This is a genomic window from Lysobacter sp. A289 (genome assembly GCF_054072675.1).
The window spans coordinates 124,539-137,658 of sequence record NZ_JBSVRN010000002.1; the positions used below are offsets into that span (position 1 = coordinate 124,539).

Below are 13,120 nucleotides of genomic sequence, written 5' to 3' on the forward strand. Positions count from 1 at the left end.
CGGATGACCACCATCTAGGTAGCGTTCCCCCGCAACCGACGCGCCCGTCGGTCTGCGCCCGGGAGTTGCTTGCAGGAGAAGCCCATGAGTGTGTACAGCAAGAACCCCGATGCCCTGTCGAAGCTCTCGCCGGAGCAATATCGGGTCACCCAGCAAAGTGGCACCGAGCGGCCCGGTACGGGCGAGTACCTGGACAACCGGGCGCCGGGCATCTATGTGGATATCGTGTCAGGCGAGCCATTGTTCGCTTCGTCCGACAAGTTTCACTCCGATTGTGGCTGGCCCAGCTTCACCAAGCCGATCGAGCCGGCCCACGTCAACGAGGTGCACGACGCCAGCCACGGCATGACCCGCATTGAAGTGCGCTCCAAGCACGGCGACAGCCACCTGGGACACGTGTTCCCCGATGGCCCGTCGGATCGTGGCGGGCTACGCTACTGCATCAACTCGGCATCGCTGCGGTTCATCCACCGCGATGACATGGCGGCGGCGGGCTACGAGGCCTGGCTGGACCAGGTGGAGGACGTGAAATGAGTACCGAACGTGCCGTCCTGGCGGGCGGTTGCTTCTGGGGTATGCAGGACCTGATTCGCAGCTATGACGGCGTGATCTCCACGCGGGTCGGTTACAGCGGCGGCGATGTGCCCAACGCGACCTATCGCAACCACGGCAGCCATGCCGAATCGATCGAGATCATCTTCGATCCGTCGAAGCTGGGCTATCGCGAGGTGCTGGAGTTCTTCTTCCAGATCCACGACCCGTCCACGACGGACCGGCAGGGCAATGACCTGGGCAGTTCCTACCGCTCGGCGATCTTCACCACCTCCGACGAGCAGCGGCGGGTTGCCGAGGACACCATCGCCGACGTCGATGCATCCGGCCTCTGGCCCGGCAAGCTGGTCACCAAGGTCGAGCCGGTAGGCGACTTCTGGGAAGCAGAACCCGAGCATCAGGACTACCTGGAGCGTTATCCCGAGGGCTACACCTGCCACTTCATCCGGCCGGACTGGACGCTTCCCCACCGCGACGCCTGAATACGCGTTGCTACGGTCGCCTCTTGCAGGCTTGGCGCCAGCCGTTTCGCCCAGCAGGATGCAGCAGTTCGACGCGGCATGGTCTTTACACATATTCAAATTGAGTTACTGTGAAAACCGGGCACGCTTTGTGTTGCCGTACTCCTGCGGCCAGACACTGGAAGCCTTGACCATGAAACCCTTACTGCTATCGACCGTTGTTTCCCTCGCCGTGGCCGGCTTCGCGTGCGCGGGCTCACCTGTCCAGGCGCACGAGCACGCATTGACGACACCCGCCACGTTGGCGGCAACCACCGCCACGCAGGCCGAGGCCAAGGCCGCGCCCGCAGCGCCGAAGTTGCAAACGGCCCTGCGCGGGTTGTGGCACGGCCACGCGGTCGAAACGCGTAACTATGCGCTCGCCGTGAAAGCCGATGATGCCGCCGCCGCAGACCTCGCTGCGAATGCGGTCGTCGACAACGCCAAGGCAATCTCCGACGCGGTGGCGGGTTTCTATGGCGCCGCCGCCGGCGAAGAAATGCTGCGCCTGCTCGGTGGCCACTGGGGTGGTGTCAAGGCGCTGACCGACGCCAACCGCCAAGGTGATACCGCCGGGGCGAGTGCGGCGATGGACGACCTGGTCGCCAACGCTGGCGAGATCGCCACGTTCCTGGCCGGCGCCAATCCGAACCTGCCGGCCGACGCGGTTCGCGGGCTGCTGGTCGCCCACGGCGCCCATCACGGCGCGCAGACCCGGCAGATCATGGCCGGCGACATGGACGCCGAAGCGCAGACCTGGGTCGCCATGCAGGCGCACATGGACGTAATCGCCGATGCGCTGGCGGGCGCGATTGCCAAGCAGTTCCCGGACAAGGTGAGCTGAGGCATGAGCGGCCTGCACCGATTCGGCGCCACCCAGCAAAAGCTGTTGCGCGCCTTGTTGCCGGCCGGGCAGGGCCTCGGGGTCGAAGCGCTGTGCAAGCCGCTGCGCATCAGTCACAACGCAGTGAGACAACACCTCACTGCGTTGCTGGCGGGTGGATTCGTGTGTCACGGCGTGGCGCGAGCGAGCGGCGGTCGCCCCCAGGCGCGGTACCTTTTGACGATGGCGGGGCGCGAGTTGTTCCCGCGCAATTACGGCTTGATCGCAACCAAAGTGCTGGAGCGGTTGTACACCGACGCCGGGCCCGCGCAAGTGCAAACGATGTTGGTGGAGATGGGACGCGAGCTTGGTCACCAGGCTGCGGCTACCGACACCGCCAACGACACGGGTGACGCTGCGAAGACGTTGGCGCAGCAACTGGACGCGCTGGGCTACGAGGCGCAGGCAATCCGCCGCGACGGCGAAATGCAGGTCGAAGCCTACAACTGCGTATTCCACGAACTGGCGCGCAATCATCCGGAGGTGTGCCGTTTCGACATCGCTTTCATGGAGGCAGCCAGTGGGCACCAGGTGCAGCACCTGGAATGCCTGGTGCGTGGCGGCGAAGCCTGTCGCTTCCGGCTCGGCGCCGCGGTGGAGCGCGACGCGGCTTCCGGGGATCACGACCGGTGAGCGCTGCAATCGGTGACGTTGGGTACCAAGGCTGCCGGGAACGCTATCGCAGGGCCGTCGGTTGAAACCGCCTTCACGATCCGGATCGGCGGCGGTCGGGCTGCACCCGCGCAATCGCCATCAAGGCCGCTACGATTTCGCGCTGTTGACGGCCGGATGCCCGGAGTTGTCGACCTTCCTGATCACCACGCCCGCGGGCGAGACCAGCCTCGACTTCGGCAATCCGCAAGCGGTGCGCGCCTTGAACCGCGCCCTGCTGAAGACCCAGTACGGCATCGCGCACTGGGACATCCCCGACGGCTACCTCTGTCCGCCAATCCCGGGCCGGGCCGATTACCTGCATGGGTTGGCGGATCTGCTGGCCGAGGCCAATGACGGGGTTGTCCCGCGCGGCCCGGCGGTGCGCGCGCTGGACATCGGCGTGGGCGCCAACTGCATCTACCCGCTGCTGGGTCACGGCGAGTACGGCTGGCGTTTCGTCGGCTCGGAGGTCGATGCCACGGCATTGCGATCAGCTGCCGCCATCGTGCAGGCGAATCCCGGTCTGGACGAGGCCATCGAGCTGCGCCACCAGCCCGGGCGGGGTGAGGTGTTCGCCGGCCTGCTGCGTCCCGATGAGACGTTCGACCTGAGTCTCTGCAACCCCCCATTCCACGCCTCCGCGAAGGAGGCCGCGAGCGGCAGTCGGCGCAAGTGGCAGCAGCTCGGCAAACCGGCGCCGGGACGCGACGGCCCGTCCTTGAACTTCGGCGGCCAGGGCACCGAGCTGTGGTGCACCGGCGGCGAGGCCTCCTTCATCCGCCGGATGATCCGCGAGAGCGCCGCCATCGCGCAGCAGGTGTTGTGGTTCAGCAGCCTGGTGGCGAAGTCCGAGCATCTGGTCGACGTGCGCCGTCAGTTGCGCAAGGCCGACGCCAATGAGGTGCGCGAAGTGGCGATGGCGCAGGGCAGCAAGCAAAGCCGGTTCGTCGCCTGGACGTTCCACGACGCGGCCCGCCGCGAGGCATGGGCGGCGGCGCGCTGGAACGGGCAGGGCGGTTAGGCAACGGCGGGTACCCGCTCGATCCGGGCGGCATAGCATCCCCGGGTGGCGTAATGGGCCTGGAGATAGCTCACCTGCGGATCAGCGAACAGCCGCGCTATGGCTGACTCGGTGTCCCGCCCATCGACCAATTCGGCGGCCACCATCATGTGGGCCGCGTCGAACGCGCGCAGCGACAGCATCCGCGTAAGCAGAGCTTCGGGAACGACGTTGGTACGGTCGTAAGCGGTCGAGGCGCCTTCACGTACGAAGATCGCGTGAGCCGCGCGGTACGGGGTGGCCGCGGGCTGATGTTCGTAGTTGACCAGGATCAGCGATTCGCCCTGCGCGGCATCGCGGATCTCCACCCGGTCGGGTAGGCGGGAGTCCGCGTCCGCGATCCAGCGCTGGGCGCCATGCTCTGCCAACTGCAGGTCGGACAGTCCGAACAGGTGTTCAAACGGGGCGGGCGAGAGCCCGATAATGCGGTAAGCCATGGCGGCGTCCAGGTGACGGTGGACGGGCAGGTTAGTGGAGCGGCGGGGGCGTTTCGCGCCGGATTCGGACGCGATACCACGCTCGCCGACGGGCAACGACCTTCAGTCGCTGTCGGCATGGAATGCCGTGATGCGATCACGTGTTGGATTGGATACTGCGGCCTCCGGGTCGCAACCCCGCTCGGGGGCTTCGTCTTCGGCACTGACGCACAACCGGAAACCCTGCAGGCCGGCGATCTGGCGGCTCTCGCCTTTTGCGACGGTGAAGCGCTCGATTGGCTTGGATTCGCAGCGCTCGAGCTGCGGATTCGTCGGCTGGGACGCTGACGAACACTCCCGCGGGAACACCGTGTAGTGGCACGCGCCGCTGGCGCTGCGCAGGCATTCGAAACGGGAGACGCCGGACTGGGTGGTCGTCTGGCTGTAGAGGATATCGGCACCGTCGACGGTGGTGCGGGTGACATAGGTACTGCTGCCGATGTCGCAGCCGAACAGTGACAGCACGAAATAGACCAGGGCCATGAATTTCATAAATCACCTCGATTACATATGCCGGAACAGGGTCATGAACGGTGCGCTGACGGCCAGGGTCTCGGGCCGCGATTTGAGGCGGACGACGCCGCGGCCGCTGTCATCGCGGACGATGCCGGCGATGGCTTTCAGGTTGACGATGGTGGAGCGGTGGATCTGCTTGAACGTGGTCGTGTCCAGCACCGTGAGCAGCTCCTTGATCGGCGTGCGCAACAGGGCTTCGCCCTCGGCCGTCATCACCGTCGTGTACTTGTGGTCAGCGCGGAAGTAGGCGACGTCATCGACCAGGATCAGACGGGTCTCGCGGCCGGCGCTGGCGGTGATCCAGGTCAACGGCGGGGGCAGGTCGTCGCGCGGTCGAACCGGGCCCAGTCGTTCTACCAGTGCGGCCAGCGTGGCGGCGTCATTGTTACCGGTGCGCGCCTGCAAGCGGGTGACGGTGGCGGCCAGCCGCGCCGGGGTGATGGGTTTGAGCAGGTAGTCAATCGCCCCGCGCTCGAACGCGTCGATGGCGTACTGGTCGTATGCGGTGACAAACACGATCTGGGTGTCGGGGCTGATTTCCGCGGCGGCCGTTGCGACCTCCAGGCCGCTGAGACCCGGCATGCGGATGTCGAGAAAGGCGACGTCGGGCCGGTGCTCTGCCAGGGCTTCCAGCGCGCTGGCACCGTCCTCGCATTCGGCCAGCACCTGCAGTTGTGGCCACGCGTGGCGGAGCTGGTCGAGCAGTGACTGGCGCAGCAGCGCTTCGTCTTCGGCAACGATGCAGGTGCCGGTGGCGCCCGGATCAGACATGGCGGTGGTCCTGTGCGGGGCCGGCGGGGACGGTCAGGGTCGCGGCGACGCCGGCGGGGAAGTTGGCAATCACCGTCAACGCCGCATTGGAATCGTAGATCAGCCGCAGCCGTTCGCGCACGTTCTTCAGGCCGATGCCGGTGCCACTGGTCTTGCTGTTGAAGCCATCGCCATCATCGGCCACGGTCACCGCCACCGATTCCTCGCTGCGGCGTGCGCGGATCCACACCGTGCCGCCGCCGGTCCGCGGTTCCAGCCCGTGCTTGATCGCGTTCTCCACCAGGGTTTGCAGCATCATCGGCGGCAATGGCGTGGCGCGCAGGTTCTCGGGTACGTCGACCTGCACCGACAGGCGCGCGCCCATGCGGATCCTGAGGATCTCCAGGTAGGCCAACGCGCGTTCCAGCTCCGCGCCCAGGGTCGACAGCTCGTCATCGGTGCGCGGCAGCGAATGGCGCAGGTACTGGATGAGATGGCCCAGCATGTCGTCGGCCGCCGACGGGTCGCTGCGGGTCAGCAACTGCGCGCTGGCCAGCGTGTTGTAAAGGAAGTGCGGCTCGACCTGTGCATGCAACAAGCTGAGCTTGGCCACGGTCAGCTCCTTCTCGGTCGAGGTCTGGGCGGCGGCGGCCTGCTCGTTGCGACGGCCCTCGGCGATGCGGCGGGTGATGGCGCGGGTGATCGCCTCGGCGTTCTCGAAGTTGGTGCCGTCGTCGACCAGGAACCAGTCACTCCAGGCCGGACTTTCCGGCTCGCAGATCAGGGTCACGCTGCCGCTGTCATTGCCCGGGGTGACGGTCGCAAGGATCTGGTTGCGCGGGATGCCGAACCACAACATCGGGTTCCAGCGTCCCAGTGGACGTTCGCCGTAGATGTCGGGACGGTTGACCTTGGCCCGGACTTGCAGGCTGTCGCGCGCGCTTTCGACGCTCTGGATGCGTGGCAACTCCCGGATCGCCGCATCGACCAGGTCAAAGGCTTCGCCAGCTTCCAGTGGGATCTCGACCTGCCGCCGCTGGCGGTTGCCGAGTGTGGACTTGTCGATGTGCCCGGCGATCAACCGTACCCGCCCCAGGTGCGAGATCGCGCCGGTGACCACCAGTGCCATGATGATCATGCCGCCAAGCGCGATCGGCCACTCCAGCCAGCCAATCAGCGGCAGTTCGGACCACAGTCCCGCGAACAGGAATATCGCCAGCATCCAGACGATGGCAAGGCGGAGGACGAAGAAGGTGCTTCTGATCACGGTGATTCCCGCACGGCTTTGGACTGATCCGGAGCATAGCGAGCCAGGCTGGAGGAGCGACAAGGATTGTGACGAAACCGGAACTACGGCGACGAAGCGGGGGTAATCGTGTCTGGTTGTCGACCCCGCGCGCGGATTACCCTGCTAGCTTGCACGACTGGACACCACTGAACCTAGGAGATCAGCTTGGCCAACGCAACGCACGATCTGGAGCTGTTCGTACGCGACGCCCTCGCCAAGGGGGTGTCCAGGGATGCGATCGAGACCGCCCTCACCTCGGCCGGTTGGCCACCGGAGCAGTCGCACAGCGCATTGGCCGCGTATGCCGATGTCGAGTTTCCGGTGCCGGTACCACGGCCGCGGCCGTATCTCTCAGCGCGTGAGGCGTTCCTCTACCTGGTCTTGTTCGCGACGCTGTACGTGTCGGCATATCACCTGGGCGGACTGTTGTTCGACTTCATCAACCGGGCGTTCCCGGATCCGGCCGATTCGGGCTACGCGGTTCGCCAGATCGACCAGTCCATGCGCTGGTCGGTGGCATCGCTGGTGATCGCATTCCCGGTGTTCCTGTTTGTCGCGCGCCACCTGGGCAAGGAGCTGGCGCGCAGTCCGGTCGACCGGCAGTCGCTGGTGCGTCGCTGGCTGACCTATCTGACCTTGTTCCTCGCGGCCGGCATATTGATCGGCGACCTGATCACCCTGGTCTACAGCCTGCTGAGCGGAGAGCTGTCGGTGCGCTTCGTGCTCAAGGTGCTGGTGGTGGGAGCGATTTCCGGCACGATCTTCGGCTATTACCTGCTGGACCTGCGTCGCGAGGAGAAGCCGTCATGAGTGAGGGCCGGCAAGTGGGTAGCGGGCAGCCGCGGGCGGGTCGCTGGTTGGCGATCGTCGCCACCGTCGTCGTTGTGCTGACTGTGGGGGCGGCGATCACGCTGATGCGCTCACCCTCGGCGCAGCGCGAGGTCACCCTGGACAACAAGCGGGTGCAAGACCTGCAGCAAATCGTCCAGTTGGTGGATCTGTATGCACGGCAGCACGACGCACTGCCACCGGATATCGCCACCCTGGCAAGCCTGCCGGGACAGCAGATCCCGCGCGATCCGGTAGACGGCGCGACGTACGACTACCAGGTTACCGGCGAGCACGCCTATCGTTTGTGCGCGAACTTCAGCACCGACACCGCCCGCACCGCAGGGGGCCAACCGCGGAGCGGGGTCGAGTGGAACCACGCCGCCGGTCGCCATTGCTTCGACCGCAAGCACGAGCCTGCGGCGGACTCCGGCCAGGGATCGCCGACGCAGCGCGCTGCAATCGACTGAGCGTGTCAATCCGCGTGGTGGGCGAACGCGGACGTGCTGCCGTCGTGGGCGACGAGTTCGACGACATAGGGCTGGACGCGGCCATCGGGCAGTTCCATTCCCGGTGAGCCGGCCGGCATGCCCGGCACGACCAGCCCCTTGCCTGCCGGCCGCTCCGTCAGCAGGCGCTTGATGTCATCCGCCGGGACATGGCCTTCGACGAAATAGCCGTCCACTTCCGCGGTATGGCAGGAGCCCTTGCCATACGGAACGCCCACCCGCTCCTTGATCGCATTCACGTTATGGGTATTCACGACCTGGACCGTGAAGCCGGCGTGTTCCATGTGCTCCACCCACAACTGGCAACAGCCGCAATTGGGGCTCTTGCTGACGACCATCAACGGCAGGGCGGACTGGGCGGGCACCGGACTTTGCGCGGAGACGTCCGATGCGGAGTGGGCGAACAGTGTCGACGGCGATGCCGGCGCAGTGTTGTTGTCGGGCGCTTGCGCGCATGCGGTGAGAGCATGCGCAGAGGCTAGCGCGATGATGGTCAATACGAGTTGGTTGCGTTTCATGCGTGTTTCTCACTTGTATCGGGATAGGTGAAGGCTCGTGGATGGAGACTGCAGTGGCTGTTCGCCGCGGCTAGAACCAGATCCGCACTCCTGCGACCAGGTGGGTATCGCGGGTGTCCTCGCCCTCGCTGCGACGGAAGTCCGCGGTGTTGCCGAACGCGCGTTCGTGGACCACGCCGATATACGGGGCGAATTTCCGGTCGATCTCGTAACGCAGGCGTATACCGGCTTCCACAGAGCTCAACCCGGAGCCGGTTCCTCGTGCCGGGTCATCCTTGCCGAAGGCCGTTACCTCGACCAGCGGCTGGAGAATCAGCCGGTTGGTCAGCAGCAACTCGTACTCGACCTCCACGTTGGCCGCCGTCTGGCCCGACTCGCCGACGTAGGCGGTGGCCGAAACCTCGAACTTGTAGGGTGCCAGGCCCTGCACGCCGAAGGCCGCCCAGGTCTGCGAGCCACCCGGGTTGAAATCGTGCTTGATGCCTGCCAGGACGTCCCACCAGGTCGACACGCTGCGTCCGTAGAAGGCTTCCAGTTCGGCCGCTTCGGTCTTGCCGCCGATGCGCTCGCCCTCGGTGCGCAGCCACAGCCGGTTGAGATCGCTGCCCACCCAGGCCTGAGCTTCCCAGAGTTGTCCCGTGCCTGGCTGGACATCCCAGGCTTCCAGGCGATTGAACGCCACGTATCGGTTGATCTCGGGCGCGTGTGCCATCGGCAGCGTCAGCACCGGGAATGCGGCCGCACGGTCGGCATCGGTCACGGTGGGAATCGGCGTGACCGGCTCCGTGCGCGGCGGCGCGCCATGCCCCATCGCGGCGTGATCCATGGTCGAGTGGTCCATCGCGCCATGGTCCATGCCCGAGTGGTCGGAAGTCTTGGCAGGTGATGCAGTGGCCGGGTGATGTGGGGATTGATCCGTGCTGCCATGCCCCATCGCGGCATGATCCATGGCCGCGTGGTCGATGTCCTTTTGACTGGCATCGTCGCCGTGGTTCATTGCCGAATGGTCAACCGGCGTCGGCTCGGCGTGGTCGTGATGATCCTGGGCAACGGCAGTGCCATGCAGAGCCAAGCCCAGCGCGAGCGCCATCACCGTGGTGGCGGGGAAAAGAGAACGGCTCATTCCTCGACCCTCACTTCGCGCATCATTCCCGCTTCCATGTGGTACAGCAGGTGGCAGTGGAAGGCCCAGCGGCCCAGGGCGTCGGCGCGGACGCGATAGCTGCGCTTGGTGCCAGGCGCGATATCGACGGTGTGCTTGCGCAGATGGAAGTCGCCGTTCTCGTCCTCCAGGTCGCTCCACATGCCGTGCAGGTGGATCGGGTGGCTCATCATGGTGTCGTTGACCAGCACGATGCGCATGCGCTCGCCGTAGTTGAGGCGGAGCGGTTCGACATCGGCGAATTTCTGGCCGTTGAACGACCAGGCGAACTTCTCCATGTGGCCGGTCAGGTGCAGTTCGACCTCACGGCTGGGCTCGCGGCCGTCCGGGTCTTCGAACAGGCTCTTCATCGCGCCGTAGGTCAGTACCGTGCGGCCGTTGTCGCGCAGTCCGATGCCGGGGTCGTCCAGTTTCGGTGCCAGCGACATCGCCTGCATGTCGACCAGCGGGTTGCCGGTTTCACTGGCGGGGTGTTGCTGCATGCCGCCTGCCGAGTGGTCCATGCCGGACATCGCCTGCATGTCATGGCCGGCGTGTCCCATGGCCGCATGATCGATGGGCGCATGTCCCGTGTCGGCATCACCCGTGCTTCCGTGACCCATGCTGCCGTGGTCCATGCCGCCGTGTCCCATGTCGTCCATGGTCAGCAGCGGGCGCGGGTCGAGGGGCGGCACCGGTGGTTGCAGGCCTTGGCGCACTGCGAGGGTGCCGCGCGCGTAGCCGGTACGGCCCATGTCCTGGGCGAAGATCGCAAAGGCATCCGCCCCCGATGGCTCGACCAGCACGTCGAAGGTCTCGGCCACCGCGATGCGGAATTCGTCGACGGTGACGGGGTGGATGTACTGCCCGTCGGCGGCGACCACGGTCATCTTCAGGCCCGGGATGCGCACGTCGAAATAGGTCATCGCCGAGCCGTTGATGAAGCGCAGCAGGAGTTTTTCGCCGGGGCGGAACAGGCCGGTCCAGTTGCCGGCTGGCGCGGTGCCGTTCATCAGGAAGGTGTAGGTGTGGCCGTTGATGTCGGAAATGTCGGACGGCGTCATCCGCATCTGGTCCCACATCATCCGGTCCCGCAGCGTGGCGGACAGACCTTCACTGCGCGCATCACGCACGAAGTCGCCGACGGTGGGCTGGTAGTAGTTGTCGTAGCTGGCGTTCTTCTTCATGCGCCGGAACAGCGCGGTCGGATCCATGTCGGTCCAGTCCGACAGCAGCACCACGTGCTCGCGGTCGTAGTGGTAAGGCGCCGGTGCGCGCGGTTCGACGATGATCGGGCCGTACAGCCCGGCCTGCTCCTGGAACATCGAGTGGCTGTGGTACCAGTAGGTGCCGGACTGCTGCAATTGAAACTGGTAGGTGAACGTTTCGCCCGGAGCGATGCCGTCAAAGCTCAGACCGGGCACGCCGTCCATGTTGGCCGGCAGCAGGATGCCGTGCCAGTGGATGGACGAATACGAATCGCGCAGGCGGTTGGCCACGCGCACGGTCACGGTGTCGCCTTCGCGCCAGCGCAGCAGCGGCGCCGGCAACGTGCCATTGACGGTGACGGCCGGGCGGGCACGGCCGGTGAAATCGACCATTGAGCCGCCAATGGACAGGTCGAAGTCGGTGCCGCTCAGGGTCTGCAGGGTCTGGGCAGCGCCGCTGGCGGCAAGCGCCGGCAAGCGCCAAAGCCCCATGCCGGCAGCGAGGCCGCCAGCGGCCAGGCCGGTGACAAAACGACGTCGGGAGGGCGCCGCCGGGGGGAGCCCGGAAGAATCGGTGGACATGGAAACACTCCGTGAATTCGGGGAAGTCGGAGCTCCGCCTGGAGGGCGGAACATTTCGGCATCTGCCGCGTCGGCATCGATAGATGGCGCGTCGTCAGGCAGGCAGAAGCGGGCGCCGGACAACGGCACCCGGACTCAACGGATCGGAGGTCGGTACCGGTCGTGAAGCGCGGGGGCCGGATGGTCGGCCAGGGCCGGCCGGGCTGCCAGGACGTGCGGCGCCATTCGCCATTCCTGCACCGGTACCGTCAGCGTCGCCAGCAACCCTGCCGGGCAGGCGACATCGCATGCCGTACCTTCGCAGCAGTCCGCCGCGGCGGGATGGTCTCCAAGCGGTGCCTCGGTCGCAGCAGTTGCCGGTGCCGAATGCTCCGCGCAGGTCGTGTGCTCGTCCGGAGTGGACGCTGAATCCGGCGTCGTCGAAGCGACCGTGGCCGCATGCTGCACCTGCATCTGTGTCGCCGCCACCGCAAGTCCCGATCCATTGAGGATCAGGGCGATGCAGAGCAGGACACGCAGTAGCAGGCGGGATGACATGGTCGGCTACTTTAACCAGAACACGCGGGCATTGCTGGGCATTTCATGAACCGCCGGTCGACGGCCGCGCCGGTGTCATTTCCTTGAACCATCAGCAACCGCGTGCTGGAGGAAGAACCGCACCATCTCCGCCGAGGCATCCGGCCCGGCGGGATCGGTATAGCTGCCCTGCGGGCTGCCGCCACTCCATGCATGGTCTGCGTCGTGTATGCGCCAGTACTCGACCTGTGGATGCCCGGCGGGATCGCTGAACACCTCGCGGGTGTAGGAACGCCCATTGGGCACCTGGGCTTTCTCGGTGGTCGCGGTCAGTGGCTCGATGGCGGATGCGGTCGCGTCGCTGACGATCAGCTCGGCATTGCTCGGGGCCACGGTATGGTCGGCGTCGCCCTGGAACACGATCGTCGGTACCGGTCGGTGCGCATCGCGTTGCACGGCTGAGCCGCTGCGCGAACCGCGGGCACCGGACTTCATCGCAGACAGCGCGGACATCAGGCCATCGGCGGCGCCGAACGCCAGGCCGGAATGCACGCCAACTGCGGCGAAGACGTCGGGATAGCACTCGCCCAGGATCACGGCCATCGCGCCGCCCGCGGACAGGCCTGTGACGAAGATACGCTCGGGGTCGACGCGATGGTTCGAGGCGACCTGTTCGGTGATGCCGGCAATCAGCGATGGTTCGCCGTGACCGTATTTCTGGTGCTCGGGCTGGAACCAGTTCCAGCACCGGTTCATGTTCGCCGTGGCTGGCTGCTCGGGGTAGGCGACCAGGAAGCCATGCACGCCGGCGAGCCGGTTCATCTGTGTGCCTGCCGCAAAATCCTCGGGCGATTGGGTGCAGCCATGCAGCATCACCACCAGCGGCACCGGTGGACCATTCGCGCCGGGGTGACCGCCGGGGACGTACAACTTGTAGTCCAGGGTGCCGGCGTCGTTGGTGAACGAGTGGCTGGTGAATGTCCCTGCCAGCTCGGGGGTGACCGATGCGTGGGCGGCGGCTGGCTCGACGCTGCCGGCGCGGGAAGCCTGGGCAGCGTGCCCGGCGACGAAGGCCGCACGCGCATTGCCCTTGAAACGGGCAAGCAGTTTCCTGGCGAAGTTCATCTGGTTTCTTCCGA

16 protein-coding genes are annotated in these 13,120 nt (G+C 66.1%); 7 read left to right on the forward strand and 9 right to left on the reverse strand.

What is annotated here, in order from left to right; genetic code table 11:
• The first annotated feature begins 84 nt into the window (after positions 1–84).
• The 5 genes from msrB to rlmF all read left to right on the forward strand — a co-directional run bounded on the left by msrB (position 85) and on the right by rlmF (position 3,610).
• Positions 85–534, forward strand: a complete 450-nt coding sequence (gene msrB, locus ACW5DN_RS12620) for a peptide-methionine (R)-S-oxide reductase MsrB (RefSeq protein WP_456963164.1) — start codon at positions 85–87, stop codon at positions 532–534.
• Positions 531–1,034, forward strand: a complete 504-nt coding sequence (msrA, locus tag ACW5DN_RS12625; RefSeq protein WP_456963165.1) for a peptide-methionine (S)-S-oxide reductase MsrA — start codon at positions 531–533, stop codon at positions 1,032–1,034. Before msrB ends, msrA begins: the two co-directional genes overlap by 4 nt.
• Before the next feature lie 172 nt (positions 1,035–1,206).
• On the forward strand, positions 1,207–1,896 hold the full coding sequence (locus ACW5DN_RS12630) for a hypothetical protein (protein ID WP_456963166.1): 690 nt from the start codon (positions 1,207–1,209) through the stop codon (positions 1,894–1,896).
• Positions 1,897–1,899: 3 nt separating this feature from the next.
• The gene (locus tag ACW5DN_RS12635; RefSeq protein WP_456963167.1) at positions 1,900–2,568 is read left to right on the forward strand and encodes a helix-turn-helix transcriptional regulator; all 669 of its coding nucleotides are present in this window, start codon (positions 1,900–1,902) and stop codon (positions 2,566–2,568) included.
• A 61-nt stretch (positions 2,569–2,629) separates the two neighbouring features.
• Complete coding sequence (gene rlmF, locus ACW5DN_RS12640) at positions 2,630–3,610, forward strand: 23S rRNA (adenine(1618)-N(6))-methyltransferase RlmF (protein WP_456963168.1); 981 nt, start codon at positions 2,630–2,632, stop codon at positions 3,608–3,610.
• On the opposite strand, the gene ACW5DN_RS12645 is transcribed toward rlmF, so the two are convergent.
• The 4 genes from ACW5DN_RS12645 to ACW5DN_RS12660 form a co-directional block, all read right to left on the reverse strand.
• Complete coding sequence (locus tag ACW5DN_RS12645; RefSeq protein WP_456963169.1) at positions 3,607–4,086, reverse strand: DUF1203 domain-containing protein; 480 nt, start codon at positions 4,084–4,086, stop codon at positions 3,607–3,609. The two genes, rlmF and ACW5DN_RS12645, sit on opposite strands and share 4 nt — an antisense overlap.
• Before the next feature lie 102 nt (positions 4,087–4,188).
• Complete coding sequence (locus ACW5DN_RS12650; RefSeq protein ID WP_456963170.1) at positions 4,189–4,617, reverse strand: hypothetical protein; 429 nt, start codon at positions 4,615–4,617, stop codon at positions 4,189–4,191.
• Positions 4,618–4,629: 12 nt separating this feature from the next.
• On the reverse strand, positions 4,630–5,412 hold the full coding sequence (locus ACW5DN_RS12655) for a LytR/AlgR family response regulator transcription factor (protein WP_456963171.1): 783 nt from the start codon (positions 5,410–5,412) through the stop codon (positions 4,630–4,632).
• Positions 5,405–6,658 carry a sensor histidine kinase gene (locus ACW5DN_RS12660; protein ID WP_456963172.1) on the reverse strand — a complete coding sequence of 418 codons (1,254 nt, stop codon included), beginning with the start codon at positions 6,656–6,658 and terminating at the stop codon, positions 5,405–5,407. Before ACW5DN_RS12660 ends, ACW5DN_RS12655 begins: the two co-directional genes overlap by 8 nt.
• A gap of 186 nt (positions 6,659–6,844) precedes the next feature.
• On the opposite strand from ACW5DN_RS12660, the gene ACW5DN_RS12665 reads away from it, so the two are divergent.
• Together ACW5DN_RS12665 and ACW5DN_RS12670 are read left to right on the forward strand one after the other, a co-directional pair.
• A complete protein-coding gene (locus ACW5DN_RS12665) occupies positions 6,845–7,489 on the forward strand; it encodes a DUF5671 domain-containing protein (RefSeq protein WP_456963173.1) in 645 nt (214 codons plus the stop codon).
• Positions 7,486–7,977: a hypothetical protein gene (locus ACW5DN_RS12670; protein WP_456963174.1), complete on the forward strand. Its 492-nt coding sequence runs from the start codon at positions 7,486–7,488 to the stop codon at positions 7,975–7,977. Before ACW5DN_RS12665 ends, ACW5DN_RS12670 begins: the two co-directional genes overlap by 4 nt.
• 5 nt (positions 7,978–7,982) lie before the next feature.
• Here the strand turns inward: ACW5DN_RS12670 and ACW5DN_RS12675 are convergent, their stop codons facing one another.
• From ACW5DN_RS12675 to ACW5DN_RS12695, 5 genes are all read right to left on the reverse strand, one after another.
• Positions 7,983–8,534 carry a DUF411 domain-containing protein gene (locus ACW5DN_RS12675; RefSeq protein WP_456963175.1) on the reverse strand — a complete coding sequence of 184 codons (552 nt, stop codon included), beginning with the start codon at positions 8,532–8,534 and terminating at the stop codon, positions 7,983–7,985.
• A gap of 70 nt (positions 8,535–8,604) precedes the next feature.
• On the reverse strand, positions 8,605–9,657 hold the full coding sequence (locus tag ACW5DN_RS12680) for a copper resistance protein B (RefSeq protein WP_456963176.1): 1,053 nt from the start codon (positions 9,655–9,657) through the stop codon (positions 8,605–8,607).
• Entirely contained in the window at positions 9,654–11,465 is a 1,812-nt protein-coding gene (locus ACW5DN_RS12685) for a copper resistance system multicopper oxidase (protein WP_456963177.1), read from the reverse strand. The genes ACW5DN_RS12680 and ACW5DN_RS12685 overlap by 4 nt, the downstream gene beginning before the upstream one ends.
• A gap of 135 nt (positions 11,466–11,600) precedes the next feature.
• Positions 11,601–12,002 (reverse strand): CopL family metal-binding regulatory protein, encoded by a 402-nt coding sequence (locus ACW5DN_RS12690; protein ID WP_456963178.1) that lies wholly within the window; start codon positions 12,000–12,002, stop codon positions 11,601–11,603.
• Between the two features lie 75 nt (positions 12,003–12,077).
• Positions 12,078–13,106 carry an extracellular catalytic domain type 1 short-chain-length polyhydroxyalkanoate depolymerase gene (locus ACW5DN_RS12695; RefSeq protein WP_456963179.1) on the reverse strand — a complete coding sequence of 343 codons (1,029 nt, stop codon included), beginning with the start codon at positions 13,104–13,106 and terminating at the stop codon, positions 12,078–12,080.
• Positions 13,107–13,120 lie beyond the last annotated feature (14 nt).

Coding starts and splice junctions, on each gene's coding strand:
- ACW5DN_RS12685 (WP_456963177.1), bottom strand. CDS start 11,465: ATGTCCACCGATTCTTCCGGGCTCCCCCCGGCGGCGCCCTCCCGACGT.
- msrA (WP_456963165.1), top strand. CDS start 531: ATGAGTACCGAACGTGCCGTCCTGGCGGGCGGTTGCTTCTGGGGTATG.
- ACW5DN_RS12655 (WP_456963171.1), bottom strand. CDS start 5,412: ATGTCTGATCCGGGCGCCACCGGCACCTGCATCGTTGCCGAAGACGAA.
- msrB (WP_456963164.1), top strand. CDS start 85: ATGAGTGTGTACAGCAAGAACCCCGATGCCCTGTCGAAGCTCTCGCCG.
- ACW5DN_RS12645 (WP_456963169.1), bottom strand. CDS start 4,086: ATGGCTTACCGCATTATCGGGCTCTCGCCCGCCCCGTTTGAACACCTG.
- ACW5DN_RS12690 (WP_456963178.1), bottom strand. CDS start 12,002: ATGTCATCCCGCCTGCTACTGCGTGTCCTGCTCTGCATCGCCCTGATC.
- ACW5DN_RS12670 (WP_456963174.1), top strand. CDS start 7,486: ATGAGTGAGGGCCGGCAAGTGGGTAGCGGGCAGCCGCGGGCGGGTCGC.
- ACW5DN_RS12650 (WP_456963170.1), bottom strand. CDS start 4,617: ATGAAATTCATGGCCCTGGTCTATTTCGTGCTGTCACTGTTCGGCTGC.
- ACW5DN_RS12630 (WP_456963166.1), top strand. CDS start 1,207: ATGAAACCCTTACTGCTATCGACCGTTGTTTCCCTCGCCGTGGCCGGC.
- ACW5DN_RS12635 (WP_456963167.1), top strand. CDS start 1,900: ATGAGCGGCCTGCACCGATTCGGCGCCACCCAGCAAAAGCTGTTGCGC.
- ACW5DN_RS12695 (WP_456963179.1), bottom strand. CDS start 13,106: ATGAACTTCGCCAGGAAACTGCTTGCCCGTTTCAAGGGCAATGCGCGT.
- ACW5DN_RS12680 (WP_456963176.1), bottom strand. CDS start 9,657: ATGAGCCGTTCTCTTTTCCCCGCCACCACGGTGATGGCGCTCGCGCTG.
- ACW5DN_RS12675 (WP_456963175.1), bottom strand. CDS start 8,534: ATGAAACGCAACCAACTCGTATTGACCATCATCGCGCTAGCCTCTGCG.